This window comes from Streptomyces sp. CC0208 (assembly GCF_003443735.1).
Classification (GTDB): Bacteria; Actinomycetota; Actinomycetes; order Streptomycetales; family Streptomycetaceae; genus Streptomyces; species Streptomyces sviceus.
Window position 1 is genome coordinate 8,139,085 of record NZ_CP031969.1, and the last position, 24,549, is coordinate 8,163,633.

The 24,549-nt window shown below is 70.8% G+C and carries 20 protein-coding genes and 3 pseudogenes; 18 read left to right on the top strand and 5 right to left on the bottom strand.

Going from position 1 to position 24,549, the window contains the following annotated elements; all coding sequences use genetic code 11:
- Positions 1 to 140 precede the first annotated feature (140 nt).
- Positions 141 to 2,969, top strand: coding sequence for a hypothetical protein (locus D1369_RS37315; RefSeq protein WP_082319355.1), 2,829 nt, complete (start codon positions 141 to 143; stop codon positions 2,967 to 2,969).
- A 132-nt stretch (positions 2,970 to 3,101) separates the two neighbouring features.
- The gene (locus D1369_RS37320; RefSeq protein WP_007380039.1) at positions 3,102 to 4,565 is read left to right on the top strand and encodes a non-reducing end alpha-L-arabinofuranosidase family hydrolase; all 1,464 of its coding nucleotides are present in this window, start codon (positions 3,102 to 3,104) and stop codon (positions 4,563 to 4,565) included.
- A gap of 332 nt (positions 4,566 to 4,897) precedes the next feature.
- On the opposite strand, the pseudogene D1369_RS37325 reads toward D1369_RS37320, so the two are convergent.
- Together D1369_RS37325 and D1369_RS37330 are read right to left on the bottom strand one after the other, a co-directional pair.
- Positions 4,898 to 5,113: pseudogene (locus D1369_RS37325) on the bottom strand (hypothetical protein); the annotation flags it as partial.
- Between the two features lie 321 nt (positions 5,114 to 5,434).
- Positions 5,435 to 5,701 carry a GlsB/YeaQ/YmgE family stress response membrane protein gene (locus D1369_RS37330; protein WP_007380038.1) on the bottom strand — a complete coding sequence of 89 codons (267 nt, stop codon included), beginning with the start codon at positions 5,699 to 5,701 and terminating at the stop codon, positions 5,435 to 5,437.
- A gap of 265 nt (positions 5,702 to 5,966) precedes the next feature.
- Here D1369_RS37330 and D1369_RS37335 point away from each other — a divergent pair, with 265 nt between their 5' ends.
- The 4 genes from D1369_RS37335 to D1369_RS37350 all read left to right on the top strand — a co-directional run bounded on the left by D1369_RS37335 (position 5,967) and on the right by D1369_RS37350 (position 10,527).
- Positions 5,967 to 6,323 carry a metalloregulator ArsR/SmtB family transcription factor gene (locus D1369_RS37335; protein ID WP_037903054.1) on the top strand — a complete coding sequence of 119 codons (357 nt, stop codon included), beginning with the start codon at positions 5,967 to 5,969 and terminating at the stop codon, positions 6,321 to 6,323.
- Positions 6,324 to 6,650: 327 nt separating this feature from the next.
- Positions 6,651 to 8,354, top strand: coding sequence for an LCP family protein (locus tag D1369_RS37340; protein ID WP_240436123.1), 1,704 nt, complete (start codon positions 6,651 to 6,653; stop codon positions 8,352 to 8,354).
- A gap of 72 nt (positions 8,355 to 8,426) precedes the next feature.
- Complete coding sequence (gene tatA, locus D1369_RS37345; RefSeq protein WP_007380035.1) at positions 8,427 to 8,693, top strand: Sec-independent protein translocase subunit TatA; 267 nt, start codon at positions 8,427 to 8,429, stop codon at positions 8,691 to 8,693.
- A 112-nt stretch (positions 8,694 to 8,805) separates the two neighbouring features.
- Entirely contained in the window at positions 8,806 to 10,527 is a 1,722-nt protein-coding gene (locus tag D1369_RS37350) for a serine/threonine-protein kinase (protein ID WP_162951046.1), read from the top strand.
- A 28-nt stretch (positions 10,528 to 10,555) separates the two neighbouring features.
- Here the strand turns inward: D1369_RS37350 and D1369_RS37355 are convergent, their stop codons facing one another.
- Positions 10,556 to 11,785, bottom strand: a complete 1,230-nt coding sequence (locus D1369_RS37355) for a SpoIIE family protein phosphatase (protein ID WP_007380033.1) — start codon at positions 11,783 to 11,785, stop codon at positions 10,556 to 10,558.
- 169 nt (positions 11,786 to 11,954) lie between these two features.
- Here D1369_RS37355 and D1369_RS37360 point away from each other — a divergent pair, with 169 nt between their 5' ends.
- The 4 genes and pseudogenes from D1369_RS37360 (at position 11,955) to arsM (ending at position 14,924) form a co-directional block, all read left to right on the top strand.
- Positions 11,955 to 12,653 (top strand): NAD(P)-binding domain-containing protein, encoded by a 699-nt coding sequence (locus tag D1369_RS37360; RefSeq protein WP_007380032.1) that lies wholly within the window; start codon positions 11,955 to 11,957, stop codon positions 12,651 to 12,653.
- A 320-nt stretch (positions 12,654 to 12,973) separates the two neighbouring features.
- Positions 12,974 to 13,249 (top strand): annotated as a pseudogene (locus D1369_RS37365) (hypothetical protein); the annotation flags it as partial.
- Positions 13,250 to 13,374: 125 nt separating this feature from the next.
- On the top strand, positions 13,375 to 13,962 hold the full coding sequence (locus tag D1369_RS37370) for a hypothetical protein (RefSeq protein WP_037898965.1): 588 nt from the start codon (positions 13,375 to 13,377) through the stop codon (positions 13,960 to 13,962).
- Positions 13,963 to 14,123: 161 nt separating this feature from the next.
- Positions 14,124 to 14,924, top strand: coding sequence for an arsenite methyltransferase (gene arsM / locus D1369_RS37375; protein WP_007380029.1), 801 nt, complete (start codon positions 14,124 to 14,126; stop codon positions 14,922 to 14,924).
- A 221-nt stretch (positions 14,925 to 15,145) separates the two neighbouring features.
- Here arsM and D1369_RS37380 read toward each other — a convergent pair whose 3' ends face one another.
- Complete coding sequence (locus D1369_RS37380; protein ID WP_007380028.1) at positions 15,146 to 16,285, bottom strand: hypothetical protein; 1,140 nt, start codon at positions 16,283 to 16,285, stop codon at positions 15,146 to 15,148.
- Between the two features lie 240 nt (positions 16,286 to 16,525).
- Here D1369_RS37380 and D1369_RS37385 point away from each other — a divergent pair, with 240 nt between their 5' ends.
- The 6 genes from D1369_RS37385 to D1369_RS37410 all read left to right on the top strand — a co-directional run bounded on the left by D1369_RS37385 (position 16,526) and on the right by D1369_RS37410 (position 22,280).
- Positions 16,526 to 16,939 carry a cytidine deaminase gene (locus D1369_RS37385; protein WP_007380027.1) on the top strand — a complete coding sequence of 138 codons (414 nt, stop codon included), beginning with the start codon at positions 16,526 to 16,528 and terminating at the stop codon, positions 16,937 to 16,939.
- 123 nt (positions 16,940 to 17,062) lie between these two features.
- Positions 17,063 to 18,061, top strand: a complete 999-nt coding sequence (locus tag D1369_RS37390; protein WP_118082886.1) for an aldo/keto reductase family protein — start codon at positions 17,063 to 17,065, stop codon at positions 18,059 to 18,061.
- A gap of 345 nt (positions 18,062 to 18,406) precedes the next feature.
- Positions 18,407 to 19,900 carry a cytosine permease gene (locus D1369_RS37395; protein ID WP_118082887.1) on the top strand — a complete coding sequence of 498 codons (1,494 nt, stop codon included), beginning with the start codon at positions 18,407 to 18,409 and terminating at the stop codon, positions 19,898 to 19,900.
- On the top strand, positions 19,897 to 20,439 hold the full coding sequence (locus D1369_RS37400; RefSeq protein WP_007380025.1) for a cysteine hydrolase: 543 nt from the start codon (positions 19,897 to 19,899) through the stop codon (positions 20,437 to 20,439). The genes D1369_RS37395 and D1369_RS37400 overlap by 4 nt, the downstream gene beginning before the upstream one ends.
- A gap of 100 nt (positions 20,440 to 20,539) precedes the next feature.
- Entirely contained in the window at positions 20,540 to 21,781 is a 1,242-nt protein-coding gene (locus D1369_RS37405) for an acyl-CoA dehydrogenase type 2 (protein ID WP_007380024.1), read from the top strand.
- A 109-nt stretch (positions 21,782 to 21,890) separates the two neighbouring features.
- The gene (locus tag D1369_RS37410) at positions 21,891 to 22,280 is read left to right on the top strand and encodes an SseB family protein (protein ID WP_007380023.1); all 390 of its coding nucleotides are present in this window, start codon (positions 21,891 to 21,893) and stop codon (positions 22,278 to 22,280) included.
- Between the two features lie 269 nt (positions 22,281 to 22,549).
- Here the strand turns inward: D1369_RS37410 and D1369_RS37415 are convergent.
- Positions 22,550 to 22,726: pseudogene (locus D1369_RS37415) on the bottom strand (helix-turn-helix domain-containing protein); the annotation flags it as partial.
- A gap of 135 nt (positions 22,727 to 22,861) precedes the next feature.
- Between D1369_RS37415 and D1369_RS37420 the strand changes: the two are divergent.
- Positions 22,862 to 23,698 carry a DUF2182 domain-containing protein gene (locus tag D1369_RS37420; protein WP_037898963.1) on the top strand — a complete coding sequence of 279 codons (837 nt, stop codon included), beginning with the start codon at positions 22,862 to 22,864 and terminating at the stop codon, positions 23,696 to 23,698.
- Between the two features lie 111 nt (positions 23,699 to 23,809).
- Positions 23,810 to 24,466 (top strand): DUF1326 domain-containing protein, encoded by a 657-nt coding sequence (locus tag D1369_RS37425; protein ID WP_007380020.1) that lies wholly within the window; start codon positions 23,810 to 23,812, stop codon positions 24,464 to 24,466.
- Positions 24,467 to 24,549: the final 83 nt, after the last annotated feature.

Here is a 24,549-nt window from a genome sequence, read left to right on the forward strand (position 1 = left end):
GTGCGTCATCTTGATGGGTGCGAGGGCCACCTCGTCTTCCCCGCAGGCGAAACGCGCCACGCGCCCGGCGCGGCGCATCTGCGCGCCCTGACGTCGCGGCACCCCGTCGGTGAACGAGCGAAGATCTCAGGAGGACGTTGATGGCAAGAAGACGTTGGCTCATGGCGATAAGGCGCCGCTGGCCGGCCGGGCTGACCGTCATGGCACTGGCGGCCGCGCTCCTGGTCGGAACGTCCGCGGCGCAGGCGGTCGCCGCATCGACCACGACCGTCACGGTGAACGGGTCGGCGTCGGGGCTGACGTTCGACGGCGAAGGCGCGATCAGCGGAGGCGGAGGCAACAGCCGTCTGCTGGCGGACTACCCGCCGGCCCAGCAGAGCCAGATCCTGGACTACCTGTTCAAGCCCGGCTACGGCGCTCAGCTCCAGATCCTCAAGCTGGAGACCGGCGGTTCGGGAAACTCGACCTCGGGCGCGGAGCCGTCCGTCGAGGAGACCAAGGGCACCATCAACTGCGACGTCGGCTATGAGTTCTGGCTGGCGAAGCAGGCGGTGCAGCGCAATCCCGGCATCAAACTGTACGGGCTGACCTGGTCCGCTCCCGCGTGGGTGGGATCGACGTTCTACAACGCCAACGGGATCCAGTACGTCCTGGACTGGCTGGGGTGCGCGAAGCAGCACGGCCTGACGATCAGTTACATGGGCGGCTGGAACGAGCACGGCTACGACGCGAACTGGTTCCCGCAACTGCGCAGCGCCCTCGACAACAACGGCTACGGCAGCGTGCAGGTCGTGGCCGCCGACGCGAACGACTCCGGCTGGTCGACCGCGGACGGACTGGCGAACAACCCGGCGTTCAAGGCGGCCACCGCCAAGGTCGGCAACCACTACCCGTGCTCCCCGTACAACGGGTCCAGCTCCTACACCCAGTGCACCAGCACCCCGACCGCCCAGGGGCTCGGGCTGCCGCTGTGGGCCAGTGAGAACGGCACGCTGGACTACCAGGACGGCGGAGCGCCGATGGCGCGCACCAACAACCTGGTCTACCTCCAGGGCAAGATGGTCGCGAGCATCAACTGGCCGATCGTGGCAAGCACTTACCCTGATGTGTCCTTCGTGGGCCAGGGGCTGATCAAGGCGGACCGGCCCTGGTCGGGCACCTACGACGTGGGCCTGTCGACCTGGACGATGGCCCACACCACTCAGTTCGCGCAACCGGGCTGGCGTTACCTCGACAGCGGTTCCGGATACCTGGGCGGATCGTCCTACACGCAGGGCAGTTATGTCTCGCTGAAGTCGCCGAACAACCGCGACTGGTCCACCGTCGTCGAGACCACGAGAGCCACCGGCGCGCAGACGGTGACGTTCAACGTGGGCGGCGGGCTGTCGACGGGAGCGGTGCATGTCTGGTCGACGGACCTGGCGTCCAAGGATTCGTCCACATGGTTCGTCCGGAACCCCGATGTCACACCGGACGGCTCGGGGAACTTCACGGTGACCCTCCAGCCGGACCGCTCCTACTCCTTCACCACCACGACCGGCCAGGGCAAGGGGACCCCGGTCAGCCCGGCGGCGGCGGACCTGACGCTGCCGTACAGCGACGACTTCAGCTCGGCGACTCGTGGCAGCCAGCCCCGTTATCTCGGCACGATGGAGGGCGCGTTCGACGTGCAGCCGTGCGTCGGGCGCTCCGGGAACTGTGTCCAGCAGGAGACACCGGCCCGGCCGCTGCAATGGGGCAACTTCAACAGCGACACGCGTCCCTACACCGCCGGCGGCAACGGCAACTGGACCAACTACCAGGTCTCCGCGGACGTGATGAACAAGGCCGCCGGATCGGTGGGCATCGCGGGCCGGCAGAAGAGTGCCGGGGAACAGTGGAACGCGGGGGAGGACCCGACCCATGTGAAGGGCTACTGGTTCTCGCTGAGCGACACCGGCGCGTGGTCCGTCACGCGTTCCGACTTCTCGGACAACGTGGTGACGCTCGCGAGCGGTACGGCGCCGGGCGCGGCGGGACGGGGCACCTGGCACAACCTCGCGCTGGGGTTCAGCGGGGCGACGATCACCGCCGCCATCGACGGTACGAAGGTCGCCACGGTCACCGACACCGCTTACAGTGCGGGCAAGATCGCGCTGTTCACCGGCGGCTACACAGCCGGCGGTCAGTTCGCGAACCTGGCGGTCACGCCACTGTCGGGCGGCACGCCACAGACGGTGACCGTTCCCTACAGCACCACCGGCAGCGGTACCAACCAGTGGCAGTACTCCGGGGCCTGGTCCAGTGGCGGCGGCAACACCTGGTCCAACACCGCGGGCAACACCGCCACCTTGACCTTCAAGGGAAGCTACGTCGCACTGGACTCCGTCGCCTACAACAGCCAGGGAATCATGACGGTCTCGGTCGACGGTGGTGCGGCGACCTCCGTGGATCTGTACCGCAATTCCAGTCAGGGTGTGACCGCGCCGGTCTTCACCGCGAACAACCTCGACGCGACGGCGACCCACACCCTCAAGGTCACGGTCACCGGTACCAGGAACTCCGCATCCAACGGGAGTTGGGCCTCCGTCGCTTCCGCCGTCGTCGGGACACCGACGGCCATCCCGTACAGCACCACCGGCAGCGGTGTCGGCGAGTGGCAGTACTCCGGGTCGTGGTCCAGTGGCGGCGGCAACACCTGGTCCGACACCGCGGGCAACACCGCCACGCTGACCTTCAAGGGAAGTGGTGTGACGCTGGATTCCGTCGTCTACGACGGTCAGGGGATCGTGACGGTCTCGGTCGACGGTGGTGCGGCGACCTCCGTGGATCTGTACCGCAATTCCAGTCAGGGTGTGACCGCGCCGGTCTTCACCGCGAACAACCTCGACGCGACGGCGACCCACACCCTCAAGGTCACGGTCACCGGTACCAGGAACTCCGCATCCAACGGGAGTTGGGCCTCGGTCGCCGACGCGGCCATCACCTAGATTCCCCGCGCCGCGGTGGTGGGCACAAGGCCGCCACCGCGGCCCGGACGACGAAGGAGGAGACAGATGGTGGCTATCGGTAGGGCCGGCCGGGTCTTGCCCCGACAACGCGGCTTGGCGGCAGTGGCTGTCATGACCCTGCTGACCGCGTTACTGGGCGTGGCCGGTGCGCCCCGGGCGTCGGCGGCCACGGTTGACCTCAACGGGTGGTACGTGCTGGTCAACCGCAACAGCGGCAAGGCGATGGAGGACTACAACTACGCCACGGACGACCGTGCCGCGGTCGTGCAGTGGACCCGCCATGACGGGACCAACCAGCAGTGGAGGTTCCTCGACTCGGGCGGCGGCTACTACCGGTTGCAGAACCGGCACTCGGGCAAGGTGCTCGACAACGAGGGCTGGTCCACCACGGCCGGGAGCAACCTCGTGCAGTGGAGCGACCAGAACGCGGCCAACCAGCAGTTCCGGCCGGCGGACTCGGCGGACGGCCGGGTGCGGTTGATCAATCGCCACAGCGGGATGGCCGCGGAGCTCAAGGACGGCTCCACCGCCGACGGGACCAGAGTCACCCAGTCCTGGGACTGGGACGGGAGCAACCAGCAATGGCAACTGGTGCGCGTCGGCAACGTCTCCGGCTCCTCGCTGCCGTCGTCGTTCCAGTGGCGCTCCAGCGGTGTCCTGGCCGGCCCGAAGCCCAACGCGCGGCACGACACCGTGGCCATCAAGGACTTCTCGGTGGTCCGCCACAACAACGAGTGGCTGATCTACGCCTCGGCCGTCGGCCCGAGCTTCGGCTACGGGCTGGAGTTCTTCAAGTTCAGTGACTGGTCACAGGCCGCGTCGGCGCCCCAGACGTACCTGGACGAGGTCTCCCCGATGGGTCCGGGTTACCGGGCCGCACCACAGGTGTTCTACTTCGCCCCGCAGAACCTGTGGTACATGGTCTACCAGACCGGTCCCCCCACCTACTCGACCAGCACCGACCCCAGCAACCCGGCATCATGGTCGGCGCCGAAGACGTTCATAGCCGACGAGCCTCCGATCGTGCAGCAGTACAACGGCGGCTGGCTCGACTTCTGGGTCACCTGCGACACGGCCAACTGCCATCTGTTCTTCACCAACAACAGAGGACAGCTCTTCCGGGCGCAGACCAGCCTGGGCAACTTCCCCAACGGCTTCGGCAACACCACCGTGGCCATGTCCGACTCGGCGTCCAACCTGTTCGAGGCGACCAACGTGTACAAGGTCTCGGGCACCGACCAGTACCTGCTGCTCGTGGAGGCCATGGCGCCGTCCAACGGACGACGCTACTTCCGGTCCTTCACCTCCAACAGCCTCGCCGGGACCTGGACACCGCTGGCCGCCAGCGAGTCCTCGCCGTTCGCAGGCGCCAAGAACGTCACCTTCTCCGGCACACCGTGGACCCAGGACATCAGTCACGGGGACATGGTCCGCATCAACAACGACCAGACCAACACCATCAGTCCCTGCAACCTGCAGTACGTCTACCAAGGCCTTGACCCCAACTCCAGCGGCGACTACAACTCGCTCCCGTGGCGGATGGGCCTGCTCACCCAGACCAACTCGACCTGCTGATCAACCGCACACTCCCGCTCACGCCCCGGACGGTGGCTGGTCAGCCGGCGCTGGCCGCCGTCCACTTCTGGCTGCTGGTGTTGTTGCAGTCCCAGGTGATGACCTTCGTGTTGTTCGCGGTGCCGTCGTTGTCCGCGCCGACCCGAACAGGGGCAGGACACCCTGGCTGTACGGGAGTTGGTGTGCCTGGCGTGCCGTCCGACCGGAAATCAGGGCCGGGGGCGTGCTCGACGGGTGACCGGGCCGAGTCGGAGCGGCCGCGGCCCCGCCCTCGGGCGGTGTTCGTCGCCCACCGGGCCGAGTCGGTCAGCACGTCCCGGCAGGCGACGTCGAAGCGCGGCGACGGCGATCTGGATCAACCACTCGACCGGGTCCACGCCCTCGGTGTCGGCGACATCAGAGGCTGCCGCGATGGCCGTGCCGATCAAGGCGGTGACGATGCCGATCAGGATTGTCCACCGCATGCCGATGCGCTGACGCCCGGGGAGCGCGAGCCGCGCGGGCCGGACTCGCCGTGCGGGAAGCCGCAGGGTATCCGGGAGCGGGATGTCCGAGACGGGCGCGGCGTGCTCGCGCCGCTCGTGTCGAAGCGCGGACGTCCTCCCGCGCTTCGGGTACGGGCGGCACCCTGCAGCCCCGGCCGGGCCTCTGGGCGCCCATGAGTTCGGCCCCGCCCCGGGGGGTTCAGGACGAGCGGCGCGGCCCGGTCGCATGAGCGGTGGCGGCACGCCCCTACGGCACGCCCTTACGGCGCGGGCGTGCCGCCTGTACCTGCGTCATCAGTGGCTCGAATCCCCGGACCGGCGGACCCCTTCCGGGACACAGGGCCGGACGCCGGCCGGCGAGGGCGTCGGGTACGACCTCGTGGGTCAGTTCCGCGAGTTGCCGAACAGCAGGCGGTAGCCGATCAGCAGGACCAGGGAGCCGCCGATCGCCGCGCCCCAGGTGTAGAGGTCGAAGAAGTGGCTCTCCACCGGGCGGTCGAGGAAGCGCGCGGAGAGCCAGCCGCCGACGAACGCCCCGGCGACCCCGATGAGGGTGGTGCCGATCAGACCGCCCGGGTCGCGGCCGGGCAGCAGGATCTTGGCGATGGCTCCGGCGAGCAGACCCAGGATGATCCAGCCGATGATGCCCACGGTGTTGTCCTCCAGACGGGTCAGGCCGGGCGGAGTGCGCCTGGCCCACGCCCCTTCGGTTGCCTGATTGCGCAAGCTTATGGAGTGAGGACAGAGGGGAACAGGGCTGACGGGTTGCTGGTGACAAGTCGTCGACGTTCTTCCACACGCTTATTACATTGCGCAACCGACGAAGTGGAGGCGCTCTCGTGGCCGAGGCGCCACCCCCTTACACTGAGACAGCACGCATGCGTCGACGGTGACCGGGGCGGGACGGGAGGGGATCGTGGCGACACTCGCCGGTGGCTTCGGGGACCCGTCCGTCGAGGTCCTGACCGAGGCGGCCGCCACGTTCGGACTGCTTGCCTCCTCGGCCCGGCTGCACATCATGTGGGCGTTGTCCCAGGGCGAGAGCGACGTCACCCACCTCGCCGACCGGGTCGGCGGCGCGCTGCCCGCGGTCAGCCAGCACCTGGCGAAACTGAAACTCGCCGGACTCGTGCGTTCCCGACGTGAAGGTCGCCGGCAGATCTACTACGTCGACGACCCCGACATCGTGACCGTGGTCCGCGTCATGGTGGGACAGCTGACCGCCCGTACCGTCCCGGCCGCCGGGCACAGCGCCGCCGCCCGCAGCTTCTAGGCGGCGGCGCCGCACGGGCCGTTTCCTCGTTCGACGAGGTCAAGAAGGGTCGGGACGGCGGTGAACCGCGGCTGGGAGGAACTCCCGAGGGCCGGGACCTCGCCCCCGAGGGGCAGGCGCCCCGGAGGTTGCCGCGATCTGTCATGAGATCTCTCACCCGTGAAATGCGACGCCGTCCGTGCTGGTCGCGCCAGGGGTTTGTTAGATTGCGCAACTACGCAACCTAGGCGAAGCTCCCGCTTGGCCTGTCTGTACATCGCCGCGCACGCCCGGCCGCCCCCTCCAAGGCCCGGCCTGAGGGGCCCGACCGTTTCGTGGGAGTGGTAGATGAGCGACCGGTGGGACGGCCCGGGCGGTCAGGCCACGCGCAGCCGCACCGGCCGGGTGCCGGGACAGCGGGAGGGCGAGGCGGACGGACATCGCCCCGGCGGCCGGGCCGCCGCCCGGGCCGCGGCCCGCTCGCAGGGCGGCAAGCGGTCGCGTCGCAGGGCCCGCCCGGTGCGGCGCGGCAGGCGGGTGCTGAAGATCGCCGGGATATGTCTGGCGCTTCTCGTCCTGGGCACGGCCGGGGTCGGCTGGTGGTTCTACCAGCACCTCAACGGCAACATCAACAGCATCGCGCTCGACGGCAAGGGCGGTTCCGAGAAGGCCGACGCGTTCGGCCGCACCCCGATCAACATCCTGGTCATGGGCTCGGACGGCCGGACCAGCAAGGCGGACTGCAAGCTGGGCGGCGGCTGCTCCCAGACCGGTGTGCAGAGCGGAAACGGCAACGCGGACGTGCAGATGGTGGTGCACATATCCGCCGACCGCTCCAACGCCACCGTCATGAGCATCCCCCGCGACACCATGGTCGACGTCCCGGCCTGCAAGGACAGCGAGAGCGGCGAGTCCACGTCCGGCTACTACGGCCAGATCAACAGCGCGCTGCGGTACGGCCCCGCCTGCCAGGTCGCCACCATCCACCAGCTCACCGGCATCCCCATCGACCACTTCGTCAAGCTCGACTTCTCCGGCGTCGTCAAGATGTCCGACGCGGTCGGCGGTGTCTCCGTGTGTGTCGACAACAACGTGTACGACACCTACTCGCACCTGAAACTGTCCAGGGGCGACCACACCCTCAAGGGCCAGGCGGCCCTGGAGTTCGTCCGCTCCCGGCACGGCTTCGGCGACGGCAGCGACCTCGGCCGTACGGTCTCCCAGCACATCTTCCTCAGCGCGATGATCCGGAAGTTCAAGAGCGCGGGCACGCTCACCGACCCGACCGCGGTCTACGACCTGGCCGACGCCGCGACCAAGGCGCTGACCGTGGACGACGGCCTCGGCAGCGTGAAGAAGCTGATCGGGCTCGCCGCCGACGTGAACAAGGTCCCCACCAAGCGGATGACCTTCACCACGATGCAGACCGCCGCCGACCCGAACGACACCAACCGGGTGGTGGTGGGCGCGGGTGCCAAGGCCCTCTTCTCCAGCATCGCCGACGACCAGTCCCTGACCACCGGCTCCGGCAAGAAGTCCACGGCGGCCTCCGCGACCGCCAAGGCCTCGGCGGTGCCCGCCTCCCGGATCGCCGTGACCGTCGAGAACGGCACCGAGATCACCGGCCGCGCCTCCGTCGTCGCGAACGCGCTCACCGGCCAGGGCTTCAGCTCCGCCACGACCACGGCCAACGCGCCGAGCCCCGCGACGACGACCATGCTCACCTACGGCACGGGCCAGAAGGCCGAGGCCCAGACCGTCGCCAAGGCGCTCGGACTGCGCACCTCGCACCTCAAGGAGGGCACGGGTACCGGCCTGACCCTGGTGATCGGCGGCGACTGGACGAGCGGCACCACGTTTCCGGGCGGCTCGTCCTCGCCGGCCCCCGCCGACACGAAGGCCGCGGTCTCCAACGCCCACGCCCAGACCGCCGACGAGGCCAAGAAATGCGCGCAGGTGAGCCCCTACAAGACGGTCTCGCTCAACGGGGTCCCGATGACACCCGCGCAGGCGTACGCGGCGGCTACCGACAAGAAGGACTCGGACGAGTGAGGTGGGGACCGAGTCCGTGGTTGTACAGTTGCGCAAGCTGGCAACAATGAGCGCGGAGAAGGGACGTACGGCATGCTGCGCAACGGACTGGAGCCCTGGCACCTGCTGATCGTGGCGATCATGATCATCGTGCTGTTCGGCTCGAAGAAGCTGCCCGAGGCCGCCCGCGGGCTCGGCAAGTCGATGCGCATCCTCAAGAGCGAGGCCAAGGCCATGAAGGAGGACGGCACCGCGCAGAGCACCGCCGCTCCGGCCGAGCCGGCCGCGCAGGGCGTCCAGGTCGCACCCGGGGAGCCGGCGGCGGCGCGGGGGACGGCCGAGGGCAGCCCGGCCCACTGAACTCCCGTACGCCGGACCGGTTCACTGGCTTGTCCGCGGCAGCGGCGGCCCGGCGCCGGCCTTCGCCCCCTGGGCTGGGTGGCTCTGACCGGGGCGCCGTATGCTCCCGCCCATGAGTGAGGCAGACGAGGGCCCCGGCAGACGAGTTGTCGACGGGCGCTTCGAGTTGGAGGCCCGTCTCGGCGGCGGCGGGATGGGCACGGTCTGGCGGGCCAGGGACCTGGTCCTGCACAGGATGGTCGCCGTCAAGGAGGTCCGCCCGCCCGACCGGGACCTCGCGGAGTACGACCCCGACAGCGCGCGGACGCTGCGCGAGCGGGTACTGCGCGAGGCCAGGGCCCTGGCCCGGATCGACCATCCGAACGTGGTCACGATCCACCACATAGTCGACGGTGGCGAGGGCACCTACCCGTGGATCGTCATGGAGCTGGTCAGCGGCGGCTCGCTCGCCGACCGCCTCGCCCAGGGGCCGATGCCGTCGGCCGAGGCGGCACGGATCGGGCGGGGTGTGCTGGCCGCGCTGGCCGCCGCGCACGACGCCGGCATCCAGCACCGGGACGTCAAGCCCGCCAACGTCCTGCTCAGGTCCGACGGGCGCCCCGTCCTCACCGACTTCGGCATCGCCGCGATCCGCGAGACGACGAGCCTCACCGTCACCGGCTCCATCATCGGTACCCCCGACTTCATGGCTCCGGAGCGGATCTCGGGCCACGAGGGCGGAGCGGCCTCGGACCTGTGGTCGCTCGCGATGATGCTGTACACCGCCGTGGAGGGTCACCACCCGCTGCGCCGCGGCAACACCCTCGCCACCCTCGCCGCGGTGCTCAACGAGGACGTGGCGCCGCCGGTGCGGGCCGGTGCCCTGGGCGACGTACTGATGAGGGTGCTCGTACGGGATCCGGCGGCGCGGCCGTCGTCCGCCGTGCTGGACCGACAGCTGGCCGTGATCGAGTCCGGGCAGGGTAGTCCGGCGACCGCCTGGCACCAGCCCTCCCCCTCCTACCCGCTGAACCCGCCGTCCGCCGCCCAGGGCCCTTCGTACCCAGGGGCCTTCGGCCCGCCCACGGCTCCCCTCGCCGGTGCCCCTGCCGGATTCGGGCCGCCGCCCGTCCTCGCGGGGCCGGGGCAGCCGGTGACCTCGCCGGTGCGAGCGGGCCGTAGGAACCGGCCCGGCCCGGGCGTCCTGCTCGGGGTATCGGGGACCTCGCTCGCGGGCGCCCTGGTCCTGCTGTGGTGGCTGCTGCCCTTCGGAGGGGACTCCGGCGGTTCGGGCGACGCCGCGGACACCGGCGCCTCGTCCTCCGCCATCTCGGCCCCGGAGTCGACCGGTTCACCGGCCGCGGCCCCGGCAGCCCGGCAGTCGAAGGACACGACGACCAAGACCCTGCTGACCGCCGACGGCATCCGCACCGCCGTCAAGGCGCTGGAGCGGGAGACCGGCCGGGACAGGTTCGGCGCCTTCACCGTGTACGACGACTACGTGTCGGCCGAGTTGATGGTCAACGGCAGCGACAGCAAGTACGACAGCTACACGTACCGCCCGGGGCAGGGCGTGGAGAAGGGCATCATCAAGGGCACCTTGTCCGGCGGCGACCAGCCCTTCCGTCTCGGCGGCTTCGACTGGGCCAAGGTGCCCACGCTCCTCGAAGAGGCCCGGAAGAAGCTCAACGTCGACCGTCCGGAAACCCGTTACGTGACGGTGAGACAGCCCAACGACACCTTCGACACCCCCCTCGGCATGGCCGTCTACCTGAGCAACGAGTACAGCCAGTCCGGCTATCTGGAGGCGAACCCCAAGGGCAAGGTCACCCGTGTGATGCCCGCGGAGGACTGAGGGCCGCCCGGAGTACGGGTCACCGCGCTCAGAGGGCGATGACGACGAGGGCGGTGTCGTCGGCGTTGCCGGTGGGGGGCAGCAGCTCCGCCAGGAGCGCGTCGGCCAGCTCCTCGGGGCCGGCGTGGCGGTGGCGGGTGAGCGCGTCGGTGAGACGGGCCAGGCCGGTGTCGATGTCCTCGGTGCGGCGCTCGATCAGACCGTCGGTGTAGAGGACCAGCGTGGCGCCCTCCTCGAAGGGCGTGGTCGCCTCCGGGCGGGTGCCGTGCTCGGGGCTGGCGCCGAGCGGCGGGTCGGTGGCCCGGTCCAGGAAGGACACCGAGCCGTCGGGGTGCAGCAGGACGGGCGGGAGGTGGCCCGCGCAGCTGTAGGTGAGGGTGTGGTCGTCCCAGTCGATGAAGGCCGTGGCCGCCGTGGTCGACTCGGCGCCCGCGACGGAACGGGCGTACAGCCCGAGGGCCTCCAGCGCCCGGGCCGGCCCGTCGGCGACGCGGGTGGCGGCGCTCAGAGCGCTGCGCAGCTGGCCCATGACGCAGGCGGCCGCCAGACCGTGCCCCACGACGTCACCCACGGCGACGGCGAAGCGGTCGCCCGGCAGGTCGACGAGGTCGTACCAGTCACCGCACACGTTGAGGGTGCCCACGGCGGGCCGGTAGCGGACGGCCGCCTGATGGTGGCCCAGGGGCCCGGGGGCGGGCAGCAGGGCCTCCTGGAGCGCGAGGGCCACCTCGCGTTCGCGGGCGTGGGCCTGGCGCAGGCGTTCGTTCACCTCCTGGAGTTCCCGGGCCCGGGTGTACAGCTCGGCTTCCAGCACGCGTGCCCGGCTGTCGCCGCCCGGGCCGCCGCGGGCACGGATGAGTTCGGTGACCTCCTCCACCCGGTGCACGACCAGTGTCACCTTCCCGTCGCTGCCGAGGACGGGGGCGTTGACCGGGCTCCAGAAGTGTTCCCGCCAGTGCCCGGGACGCTGGGGGTCCTCGATGTCGTAGCGCAGGACCGCCATGGTGTCGCGCTCGCCGGTCGCCACCGCACGCAGCATCGACTCCCGTGTCTCGCGCATCCCGGCCGCGGCCGGGTCATTCGGGTTCTCGGGGAAGACGTCGAAGATGTAGCGGCCCAGCAGCTGCTCGCGGGCGCGACCGGTGTTGCGTACGAAATCGTCGTTGACATCGACGTACACCAGTTCGGGCGTCAGGAGCGCCACCATGCCGGGCAGGGCCCGGAAGACCGCCGCGTAGTCGATCTGCGGTTTCCTCATGTGCAGCCTGCCTCGACACGAGCCATCATGATGTGATTTTCCACGATAGAGGGGAACAGGCCGGCCTCACGACAGCTACCGTCGTCGCGCGGCAGTGAACGACCTGGTTCGGATTCGTCGCGGGCACGGCACCCGGCCGGTCGCCCGAGTCCCGGAAGGACCCACTCCCATGCGTTACGCAGTCCTCGGAACCGGCATCGTCGGCCGGACGATCGCCGGAAAGCTCGCCTCCCTCGGCCACGACGTCGTCATCGGCACCCGCGACCCCGGGGCCACTCTCGCACGCACCGCACCCGACGGCATGGGCAATCCGCCGTTCGCCCAGTGGCACGCCGACCACGGCCAGGTGCGCCTGGAGACCTTCGAGGCGGCCGCGGCCTTCGCCGAGGCGGTCGTCAACACCACCGCCGGCGAGCAGAGCCTCAACGCCCTCCGAGCGGCGGGCGCGTCCAACCTGAGCGGCAAGGTCCTCATCGATGTCGCCAACCCGCTGGACTTCTCCGCCGGGATGCCGCCGACGCTGGACCCCGTCAACACCGACAGTCTCGGCGAACGGATCCAGCGCGCCTTTCCCGACGCCAAGGTCGTCAAGACCCTCAACACCATGAACTGCTTCGTCATGGTGGAGCCGGCCCGGGTGGCAGGGGAGCACACCGTGTTCGTCAGCGGCGACGACACCGGGGCCAAGAAGACCGTCACCGCCCTGCTGGGCTCCTTCGGCTGGCCCGAGGCGAGTGTCATCGACCTGGGCGACATCACCAGCGCCCGCGGCGTGGAGATGCTCCTGCCGATCTGGCTGCGCCTGTACGGCACGCTCGGCCACGGTGACTTCAACTTCCACGTCCAGGGGGCCCGGCCCGGCGCCTGAGCCCGGCCGGGCCGGTACGGGCTCGACGGCGCTCCGGCTCAGGAGCGCGGACCCCGCGGCTGCCGGATCGGCGCGCTCGTCCTGGGCCGTACGAGTGTCATCCCGGGCGGCGCGCGACACGGCTGGACGGACCGTTGTCCCTGGCCGGCCGCCGTGGACGGGGGCAGGGCGGAGCGCACGTGGCAGCGGACGGCGAAGGTGCCCGTGGGCCGGATCGTGCACCCGCGTCATGCCCTGCCCGCAGTCGGCCCATGCGCTCCGCGCACTCCTGGCGGATCCTGAAGACAGGCGCAGTTCCTCAGCTTCACCGGAAGGCCGCCATGACCGGCACCCCGCACAGGGTCAGTGACGTGATGACCCGCACCGTCGGCGTTTTGAGCAGCGACACGCGCCCTTCCCGTCGTGCACGGCGAGCACCGGCTCGTCGGTGTGGTGTCCGAGTCCGACCTGCTGCCCAAGGGGGAGTGCCGCGACGGCGATCCGGACCGGTACACCCGTTGTGGCGGCTCCCCGACCTCGCGAAGGCGGGGGCGCGGGTCGCCGAGGAGCTCGCGCGGGCCGCGCGGACCATGGCGCGGTTCAGCGTCAAAAGGGTGTTCCTGCGGGACACCTCGATCGTGCCGGTCGCCGCGCGTCTCGTCCGGGCGACCCGCCGGCCTGAGGCCACGCCGGGCGGTTTCCGGACGCCCGCCCGCCCGTAGAGGAGATGGGGTGACGGCTCATGGTGAGGACGGGTCGTACGCGCGTGCGGAAGGTGTGGTGGTGGCGGTGGCGGCGCAATCCGCTGCGCAGGCGCAGCGACAGGCTGGAGGCGTGGCTCGTCCTGGCCACCTGGACCCTCGCCCTGCTGGGCGGCCTGCTCGCCGGAGCGGGGGCGGCCGTCGGCATGGAGGACGACCTCGCCGCCCGGCGTGCCGCACTGCACGCCGTGTCGGCCGTACTCGTCGGGAAAGCGGACCGCACGGCACCCGTGACGGCGGACGGAAGCGAGGAGACGGTGCGGGCGAGGGTGCGTTGGACGTCACTCGACGGATCCACGCACACAGGAGTGACCCGGGTGGCACCGGGCACCGGGGCGGGCACCTCGGTCACCGTGTGGACCGACCGCCAGGGTGACCTCGTGCGCGCACCGCTCACCGTGGCGGAGGTGCGCTTGCAGTCGGTGCTGACGGGCGTCCTGGTCGCGGCCGGCACCGGCGCCGTCGTCTTCGGAGGCGGACACTGGGCACGGCTGCGGCTGGATCGCCGGCGGCTGCGGGACTGGGAGGCGGAATGGGCTCGCGTCGCCCCGAGCGGCGGACGAACATGACCGGTTGACGGCGTCGGCCAGGCCCGTCGCGGGGATTCATCCCTCACGGGTGCTGTACTCACGGGTGCTGTACTCACGGGTGCTGTCGGCCGGATCGAACAGCTCGATCCAAGGCGCGGTGGTCCATCGACGAACGTCAATGCAAGCAGGGGGAGAGAGTCGTGAGCGAGCAGTCGAGAGAGCAGTCCAGCGACCTGCGGGAGACCGTCCGTCGGCGGTACGCGGCGGCAGCCCTGCAGGTCACCGAGGGTGGCAGTGCCTGTTGCGGGCCCGAGCCGGTCGAGGTCGACGACAACTTCGGCTCGACCCTGTACGCCGCCGACGAGCGTGACGCGCTGCCCGCCGAGGCCGTCGCCGCTTCCCTCGGTTGTGGCAACCCGACCGCGGTGGCCGAACTGCGCGAGGGCGAGCGAGTCCTCGACCTCGGCTCCGGCGGTGGCATGGACGTCCTGCTCTCCGCCCGCCGTGTCGGGCCGACGGGCCGGGCGTACGGGCTGGACATGACCGAGGAGATGCTCGCCCTCGCGCTGGCCAACGCGGCGAAGGCGGGCGCCACGAACGTGGAGTTCCTCAAGGGCTCCATCGAGGCGATCCCGCTGCCCGCGAACACGATCGACGTCGTGATCTCGAACTGTGTGATCAACCTGTCCGTCGACAAGCCCGCCGTCTTCGCGGAGACCTACCGCGTCCTCAGGCCCGGAGGCCGCCTCGGCGTCTCCGACGTGGTCGCCGACGACGTCCTCACCGCCGAACAGCGGGCCGAACGCGGCGATTACGTCGGCTGTATCGCGGGAGCCCTGTCCTTCGCCGAGTACCGCACGGGCCTGGAGGCCGCCGGCTTCACCGGCATCGAGATCGTCCCCACTCACGCGGTCGCCGAGGGCATGCACTCGGCCATCGTCCGGGCCCTCAAGCCCGCAGCCCACGCGGGCACCAGCCCTGAGGGGTGTGGGGGCTCGTAGATCTGCGGGTGCGGGCGGGATGCCGGAGGATCCGGATCGCGCTCGTCCGACGCCCTGCACCCCGGCGCGGACCGAACGAGCGAAGTGCCGTCTCACTGTTCGACGAGAACGCGCGGCGAAGCAGATGCTCGATGTCGCCGTGCCCCGCCCGCCGTGAGAGGAACGGTGGCCCGGTCGCCGCCCGGGTGGGCACCGCATGCCGCCGGTGGGCTCAGGCGGGCTCAGGCCGGGACAACAGCCGAAGGGAGGGGGTCACGGTCTCCGGCCAACCGCAGTGTCGCGAGGGCCGCGAGCCCTGACATGACACCGAAGGTGAGGGCGGCCGGGACGCCCGTGCCGAGCGCGGAGAACACGTGCACGGGGCCCCACACGGCGGCGGTGTCGTCGACCGCCATGTGCAGGACCTGGCTCGCGAGCAGTCCCAGCACGGTCGCGCAGACCGCGCCCAGCACCATCGCCGGCGCGGTGGTCCGGGTGAGCAGGCCGGGCAGCAGGCGCAGCGACCACCACACCACGGCCAGCAGGACCACGTCGGCGGCCCGGTACAGCAGCCAGTGGCCGAAGGACATGGTCGACGGGCCGCTCCAGGCGCCGAGCAGGAGCCACTGACGCAGCAGATCACCGGGCTCGGACAGCAGGCCCGCCCCGCTGAACGACGTCTGGATCCAGGCCGCCACCGACTGGTACGACAGAACCACCAGCGACACCGCGACCACCGCCGTTCCGACGCCGGCGGCCGTGCGGGCGGCACGCGGCGGCACACTGCGCCGGGGGAGCGGGACCGCGCCCTTGGCGGTGACCCGCGCCACGACCACGGTGAGGAGGGCGGTCGCCAGCCCCGCGAACACCGCGACCGGCCCGCTCGACGCGATCACTCCCGCGAGCTGCGGCAGGACCCGGTAACTGCCGCGCCCCCGGGACGCGATCAGCCAGGGCGCGGAGACCGTCACGGCCAGGGTCGCGGCCACCGGGCCCCAGGCCCACAGCGCGAGCAGCGTGGCCGGCGTACGGCCCTGCGTCGGCGGCATCCTGCGGAGCAGGAGCAGCGCGCCGGCCACGAAGAACGCGAAGAGGGTCACGAACCTGATCTGCATCGCGGTGCGGTACAGCTCGGAGTACCGGGTGCCGCCGCCGCCTCCGTCCGTGCCCGTGCCGACGGACCCGTCGGACGGCAGGGCGGTCGAGGGGTCGTACGACCAGGGCGTGAGCCAGCGCCGGAGTTCGTTCACCGAGTCCACGTCGAACACGCTGGTGCTGCCGCGCAGTTGGAGGGCCTGCGCGCTCGCCCCCGCCCACCACAGCAGCAACGTGATCAGCAGCCCGCCGACCAGGGCCGGTATCACCGCGCGCCGATATGCCATGTGTGTGCTCCCCCGCCTTGACCCGGTGTCCGTAGGTGTCTCGAACAGAGGAAGAGTAGGGCGTGATGAGGCCTTCGGTGATCTCGTCGTCGGACAGGCCGGTGGTCACCAGGGACACCGCCTCGCGTTCCGCCGCACAAAGGTGGTGCGCGTGACACAAGGGCCGCCTCTTTCGATATTCGTTTGCATACGTCCCTCACGCGGGTCAGCCTCGCCTGACCGAAGACGAAAGCAGAGAAGTTGACCACGCAGACCGACCCCGTCGACCACGAACTCGTCCAGGCCGCGGCGGATGTCGCCCGCACGCGTTGCCGCGGCGACAACCACACCATGGCGGCCGCGGCCCGTGCCCGGGACGGCCGGATCGTCACGGCCGTGAACGCCTACCACTTCACGGGAGGCCCGTGCGCCGAACTGGTCCTCATCGGGGCGGCGGCCGCCCAGGGCGCCTACGAGCTGGACACGATCGTCGCCGTGGGAGACCGCGACCGCGGGGTCGTTCCCCCGTGCGGCCGCTGCCGGCAGGTCCTGCTCGACTACTTCCCCGACCTCGAGGTCATCGTCGGCGCGGGCGCCCGCACCCGGACCGTGCGCATCACCGACCTGCTGCCCGAGAGCTATGTCTGGGCCGATCACCAGCTCGACACCGAGTGAACGAGCCGACCGTATCGATGAGAGCGTGGCATGGTCACCACTTCGGTGGACAGCAGCGTGGACAGCAGTCTCGACGACCCTGCCCCTGAGCCGGCGGCCGGCCCGAAACAAGGAGCGACAACCATGCGGTACCGCACACTCGGCAGCTCGGACCTGAACGTCTCGGAGATCTCGCTCGGATCCTGGCTCACCTACTCCGGCGGCATCGAGGCGGACGCGACCCGCGCCTGCACCGAGGCGGCCTTCGACGCCGGCATCAACTTCTTCGACACCGCCAACGCCTACGGCCGGGGAGCCGCCGAGACCGCCTGGGGCGAGATCCTTTCCGCCCACCCCCGCGACTCCTACGTCCTGGCCACCAAGGTCTACTTCCCGATGTCGGACGACCCGGCCGACCGGGGGCTGTCCCCCGCCCACATCGCCCAGCAGATCGACGCCTCCCTGACCCGCCTCAGGACCGACCACGTCGACCTCTACCAGGCGCACCGTTTCGACTCCAGCGTGCCGGTCGAGGACACCGTCGAGGCGTTCCAGAAGGTCGTCGAGCAGGGCAAGGCCCGCTACATCGGCTTCAGCGAGTGGACCCCGGAGCAGATCCAGGCGGCCATCGACCTCGCCGGTCCCGATCTGTTCGTCTCCTCCCAGCCGCAGTACTCCATGCTGTGGCAGGCCCCCGAGGCCGAGGTCTTCGGCCTGTGCGCCGCGAACGGCATCTCCCAGATCGTCTGGTCGCCGCTCGCCCAGGGCGTCCTGACCGGCAAGTACAAGCCGGGGCAGCCCGTGCCGGAGGGCAGCCGGTTCGCGTCCGCGGACATGGCGGTCTCCCAGGACCTCGTCTACAACGACGCCATCCTGGAGGCGGTCCAGCGTCTCGTCCCGATCGCCGAGCAGGCGGGGATGAGCATGCCCACCCTGGCGCTCGCCTGGGTCCTGCGCCGCACCGAGGTCGCCTCCGCCATCACCGGCGCCTCCCGCCCTGAGCAGGTCCACGCCAACGCCGCCGCCTCCGGTGTGGAACTGTCCGACGACCTCCTCACCGCCGTCGACCAGGCCCTCGGCGATGTCCCCGTCACCGAACCGACCCTCGCCCCCGGCGCCCAGGCCGGCATCAAGCACCGCTGAACTCGTACGGCGGCCCGCAAGCCGACGAGGCGGACGAGGGCGGCAGCCGCTCGTCGGCGTGGGCGCCAGCCACCGCGCCGCCGGCTTCAGGCGGACGTCACCCTCGGCGAACGGCCGCTGCCCTGCGGGGAGTTGGGGCGGCATCTCCTTCGCGACGTGGCCCTCGACGTCGTACGCGTACAGATGGCCTGTGGCGTTGGTGCGGCAGCGGCCGAAGTCGAGTCGGTCCTGGGGGTGCCCTTGCGTTCGGCGCCGCCAGTCGCCGCCGCCCCGGCGTCGCACGATTGACGCCCCCGCGCCCCCTGCCTACCGTCGCCCCAACACATCTGAACAGGCAGGTCGACGATGGCAGATTCCGCGGGATCCCCCGACAACAGATCCACCACCCGGCAACTGCAGGTGGAGACCCACGGGCTGGACGTGATCGGCGACGCCGAACGCAAGGGCACCCCCAGGACACTGTTCTGGCCTTGGTTCGGGGCCAACGTCAGTGTCCTCGGGCTGAGTTACGGCGCCTTCGTGCTCGGTTTCGGGATCTCCTTCTGGCAGGCGCTCGTGGCCGGCGTGATCGGGATCGTCTTCTCGTTCCTGCTGTGCGGTTTCGTCGCGGTCGCCGGAAAGCGTGGCTCCGCGCCGACGATGGTGCTCAGCCGCGCCGCCTACGGGGTGCGCGGCAACCGCCTCCCCTCGGTCGTCTCCTGGGTGCTCACCGTCGGCTGGGAGACCGTGCTGTGCGCCCTCGCCACCCTGGCCACGGCGACCGTCTTCGGACGGCTCGGCTGGGGCGGCGGGACACAGACCCAGGTGATCGCGCTCGTCGTGGTCGCGGGACTCACCGTCGTCGGTGGGGTGATGGGCTTCGACCTGATCATGCGGCTGCAGACCGTGATCACCGTGGTGACGGGCGTACTGACCGTCGTCTACGTCGCTCTCGTCGCCGACCACATCCACTGGAGCACCGTCAGCGCCCTCCCTGCGGGCTCCGCCCAGGAGTTCATCGGCGCGCTGGTCTTCATGATGACCGGCTTCGGCCTCGGCTGGGTCAACGCCGCCGCCGACTACTCCCGCTATCTGCCCCGGACCTCGTCGAGCCGGGGCGTGGTCGGCTGGACCACCTTCGGCGCCTCCGTGGCACCACTGCTCCTGCTGGTCTTCGGACTGCTGCTGGCCGGATCGTCCACCAAGCTCAACGACGCCGTCGCCGCCGACCCGATCGGCGCGCTCACCACCATCCTGCCCACCTGGTTCCTCGTGCCCTTCGCCGTGGTCGCGGTCCTCGGCCTGGTCGGCGGGGCCGTCCTCGACATCTACTCCTCGGGCCTCGCCCTGCTCTCGGCGGGCCTCAGGATCCCGCGCCCGATGGCGGCACTCGTCGACGGCGTCCTGATGATCGCGGGCTCCGTGTACATCGTGTTCCTCGCCGACGACTTCCTCGGCCAGTTCATGGGTTTCCTCACCACCCTCGGTGTCCCCATCGCCGCCTGGTGCGGCATCCTGCTCGCCGACCTCTCGCTGCGCCGCCGCGACTACGACGAGAACGACCTCTACCGCCCGAGCGGCCGCTACGGCGACGTACCGCCCACCCCGCTGATCCTGACGGTCCTCGCCACTGCCCTCGGCTGGGGCCTGGTCACCAACTCGGCCGCGAGCTGGCTGGACTGGCAGGGCTATCTCCTCGCCCCGTTCGGCCTCGGCGGCACGTCCGGCGCCTGGGCGTACGCCAACCTCGGCGTGCTGGCCGCGCTGGCGGTCGGCTTCCTCGGCACCCTGGCCCTCGGCCGCGGACGGGTCCGCGCACAGGAGGACGCCGTATCCCGCGCACAGGAGGACGCCGTATGACGACAGGGCTGCTCGCGGTCATCGACATGCAGCGCGTCTTCGCCGAGCCCGACAGCCCCTGGGCCGCTCCTCGCTACGCCGAGGCGGCAGCAGGCGTACGACGGCTGCTGCCGGCCTTCGCCGAACGGGTCACGTTCACCCGCTTCGTCGCCCCCGCCGAGCCCACCGGCGCCTGGCGGGCCTACTACGCGCGGTGGTCCTTCGCCCTCCAGCCGCCGGAGGCCCCGCTGTGGTGCCTCACCGACGAGTTCGCCGACCGGGCACCGCACCTGATGGACGCGACCACCTTCGGCAAGTGGACCCCCGAACTGGCCGCCCGTGTCGGCCCCGAGGGCCGGCTGGTCCTGGCCGGTGTCAGTACCGACTGCTGCGTCCTGTCCACGGCCCTCGCCGCCGCCGACGCGGGCGTCGAGACCTTGGTGGTGTCCGACGCCTGCGCCGGGGTCGACGACGCCTCGCACACCAGGGCGCTGGACGTGATGGAGCTGTACGGGCCGCTGATCCGGGTCGTCACCGTGGACCAACTGATCGGCAACTGACGGCACTTGGCGATATCCGGTCGGTACCGTGCGGCGCCCGGCCGTGTTGAATCGCCGGTAGCGCATCACGGACGGACGGCCCCACACGTCAGGAGACATCGTGACAGCGGTACCCGAACCCGGCCTCACCGAGCGGGAGATCATCGAACGGGCCGCGGCCCTCAGGCCCGCGCTGCTCGCACGCCAGGCGGAGACCGAGCGGCTCACGCACTGTCCCGAGGTGACCCACGACGACTTCCTGAGGGCCGGTTTCTACCGGATCCTCCAGCCGCGCCGCTACGGCGGCCACGAGTTCGCCCTGCCCGTCTTCTACCGCGTGATCGTCGAGATCGCCCGCGGCTGCCCCTCCACCGGCTGGGCCCTGTCCCTGACCGCCGCCCATGTGCTCCAGGTCTGCTCGGTCTTCGACGAGAAGGCACAGGACGAACTCTTCGCCCTCGACGGCGACTTCCGGGCCGCCTCCACGGTCGCCCCCGTCGGCGTCGCACGGCCCGACGGCCCCGACCACGTCGTCCTCGACGGGACCTGGCCGTACTCCTCGGGCGCCCCCTACTCCACGCACTACGTCGGCCAGACCCTGCGCGCCCCCGAAAAGCCGGGCGACCCGCCCGGTCCGCCCGTCCTGTTCGTCGCCCCGCGCTCGGTGTGGACGGTCCTCGACGACTGGCACGGCACTCTCGGTCTGCGCGGCACCGGATCCAACAGCATCCGCATGGAACAGGCCCGGATCCCCCTCCACTTCACGCGCGAGACGAGCCTGCTGGACCTGCCGGTGGAGGGCGGCAGCGTCGGCTCCGAACTGCACGGCAACCCGATGTACGCGGGCCGCGCGCCCAGCTTCTTCCACGGCGAGCTGGCCGCCGTCATGATCGGCACCGCGTACGCCGCCGCCGACGAGTACGCCCGGATCGTCGCCGCCCGCCCCCTGCTCCTGGAACCCGACCGCACCCGCGCCGACCTGCACGACTACCAGCGCCACCTCGGCGAGGCCCTCGGCGTGATCCACCTGGCCGAGGCGGCCCTCAGGCAGACCGCCGAGGACTGGATGGAAGCCTGCCGGCGCAACGTGAACGGCGAGGCGCCCTTCACCACGGCCGTGGACAACCGGCTCGCCCTGACGTTCCTCAACGCCGGACGCATGGCCTGGGACGTCCTCCAGGGCATCCTGTTCCGCACGGCCGGCTCCCGCCACGCGCGCGACGGCGAACGGATGCAGCGCTACTTCCGGGACGCGGCCACGTACTGGACCCATGTCGGACCCGGCATGTACGAGCCGCTCCTGCGCCGGGTCGGATGCGACACCCTCGGTCTGCCCTCGGAGCACATCGCGCTGATTCCCTGAGGTCCCGCACGCATGCTCTCGGCACGCTCGGGTACGCGAGCAGGACCGCGCCCTCGGGCGATCATGCCCGTGGGCGGGCCGCACGACCGCCGCTACCAGGGGATCTGCCATGGACACACCCGCCAACGACCACAACGCCACACCGGCTCAGCGGGCGCTGGACGCGCTGACGCAGGACACCGGGGACACGACGGCGCTGGACACGCTCGCGACCAGTGAGGTGCTCATTCCGGTGCCCGACGACGCCGCGGACGAGGACACGACCGTGGCGCTGCCGGTGCTGGAGCAGCAGGACGGCGCACCCGTGGTGCCCGTGTTCACTTCGGAGACGGAGATGGCCGAACTGCTTCCGTTCGTCTCCCGCTACCGTCTGGTGCCGCTGGGCGCGCTCGCCGCGCAGTGGCCGGACGGCGATCTCTCGCTCTCGATCGACGCCAGCTCCACGCACCCGCTGACGCTCACGTCAGAGGGCGTGCGCACGCTGCTGGCGCGGCCGTAGGGCTGACCACGCGCCGGCCTCACACAGTGGGGCCCGGCCACCACGTGCGACGGAGGGGGAGCGGCCGGGCCCGCAGAGGGTGCGACCTGCTCCCGCTGCCGCACCTTGGTTCTCGCCTGCGAGAACAGAGATGAGCGGCGCCGACCCTGCTCATCCCCGGCGCGCCGTGCGATCGCCGTGACCCGACCATAGGACCGATCCGGCAGGCCGTCGCTCCGGAATACGTGGCGTATGTCCGCAAAGCGCGGCGGATCGGCGGGCAGGACGGCTCACGCGGCGCGCAGTGTCTGCGAGGGCGACTCCCCGAAGCGCTCCCGGTAGCGCCGCGCGAACCGGCCCAGATGGACGAACCCCCACGCGTGCGCCACGTCCGTCACGGTCGTCGTCCCCGGTGCCGCCGCCCGCAGCTGCCGGTGGACACGCTGGAGCCGCACCTCCTGGACGTACGTAGCCGGCCCCTCGCAAAAGGGAATTGCCCATGCTCGCCATCCGCCCCCGCCGGCTTTCGTCGCGGGAATCGGCGCAGTCGCGGTGCGGCGGGGGGTGTGCTGTCCTGAGGATGTAGGCAGGAGAGCTCAGCTATGCGTCATCTCCGGACTTCCGTCCTCGCCTCCGCCCGGTCGCCCGCGCCGACCGGAGCGGGCGGAGGACTGCTCCCGGCGCGGGAGCTCGCGGTCGCGTGGTTGCTGATCCTCCTGGTCGTCGTGCCGGCGTGGGTGCTGACCGTCGGGCAGGCGCGGGACATGGGGGTCGAGCCGGGCACGATGGGGATGGCGCTGCCGCTGTTCTTGTTGCTCTGGGTGACGATGATGGCGGCCATGATGCTGCCGTCGATGATGCCGGTGGCCCTCACCTGGGTGCGGGGGATCGGGCGGCGGTCGTCCGGGTGGGGCCGGGCGCTGCGCACGCTGGAGTTCGTGGGTGGATATCTGCTGGTGTGGACGGCCTTCGGGCTGCTCGCCTACGCGGCTCTGGCGTTCACCGGGTACCTCGTGGACGATCATCCGGTGGCAGGACGCTGGATCGGCGCAGTGGCCTTCCTGCTGGCGGGCCTCTATCAGCTCGGGCCCCTCAAGAACGTCTGTTTGCGGCACTGCCGCGACCCCATGAGCCAGCTGGTGCGCTACGCAGGGTTCCGGCAGCCGGCCCGCGATCTGCGGGTGGGCATCCACCACGGCGGCTACTGCGTCGGCTGCTGCGCGGGACTGATGGTGGTCCTCGTGCCGCTCGGGGTGATGAACGTGGCCGCGATGGCCGGGCTGGCGGTGGTGATTTTCGTGGAGAAGCTGTGGTCACGCGGGCCGCTGCTCGCCCGGGTGGTGGGTGTCGTCTTCCTCGTCCTCGCCGCGCTGGCGCCGTTCCAGGACTGGCTGCTGCCGGGGCTGTGGGAATCGGCTCCATCGATGGACGGCATGTGAGCAGCTGAGGCAAGCTGGAAGGGAGGCCGTCTCGCGATCCGCGTGCGGCTCGGGATGCGCGGTCTCGCCACTCCGAGTGAGCTCCCTCGAGCTCGACGGGAGGAAAGCGAGATGACGGAACAGCCCACCCCCGGTACCCGCTGGCATCTGGCCGGCGACTGGTTCGACGTGTGCAAATGCGCCATACCCTGCCCCTGCACGTTCGCGCAGCCCCCGACCTACGGTGACTGCGAAGGCGTACTGGTCTGGCACATCCGTGACGGCAACTACGGCGACGTACGGCTCGACGATCTCAACGTCCTCATGCTCGGCTCCTTCGAGGGCAACCCGTGGGCCGGCACGCACACCGACCCCTACATCGCGGTCTTCCTCGACGAACGCGCCGACGACCAACAGCGCTCCGCGCTCGGGACTGTCTTCGGCGGTGAGGCGGGCGGCTGGCCGGCACAGTTCGGGGAGATGCTCCAGCCCGAGATGCGCGGCATGGACATCGCTCCGATCCGGGTGGAGATCGACGAGGACCTCGCCACCTGGCGCGCCGAGATCCCCGGCCGGGTCACGGCCACCGCCGAGGCTCTCACCGGCCCGACGACACCGACGGGCGCACGCGTCCAGGTCCACAACGCCCCCGGCGCCGAGGTCGGACCGGGCCAGATCGCCACCTGGGGCCGGGCCACCACCGACCGCGCCGACGCGTTCGGCTTCTCCTGGGAACGCTCGGGAAAGTCGAGCAAGTACTTCCCCTTCGACTGGACGGGACCCGACTGACCGCGGGGACGACAGAGCGCCGGCACGCCGAGATGGTGGCCGGCGACCGCGAACTCATGCGCCGGCTGACATTTTCTTGGCCA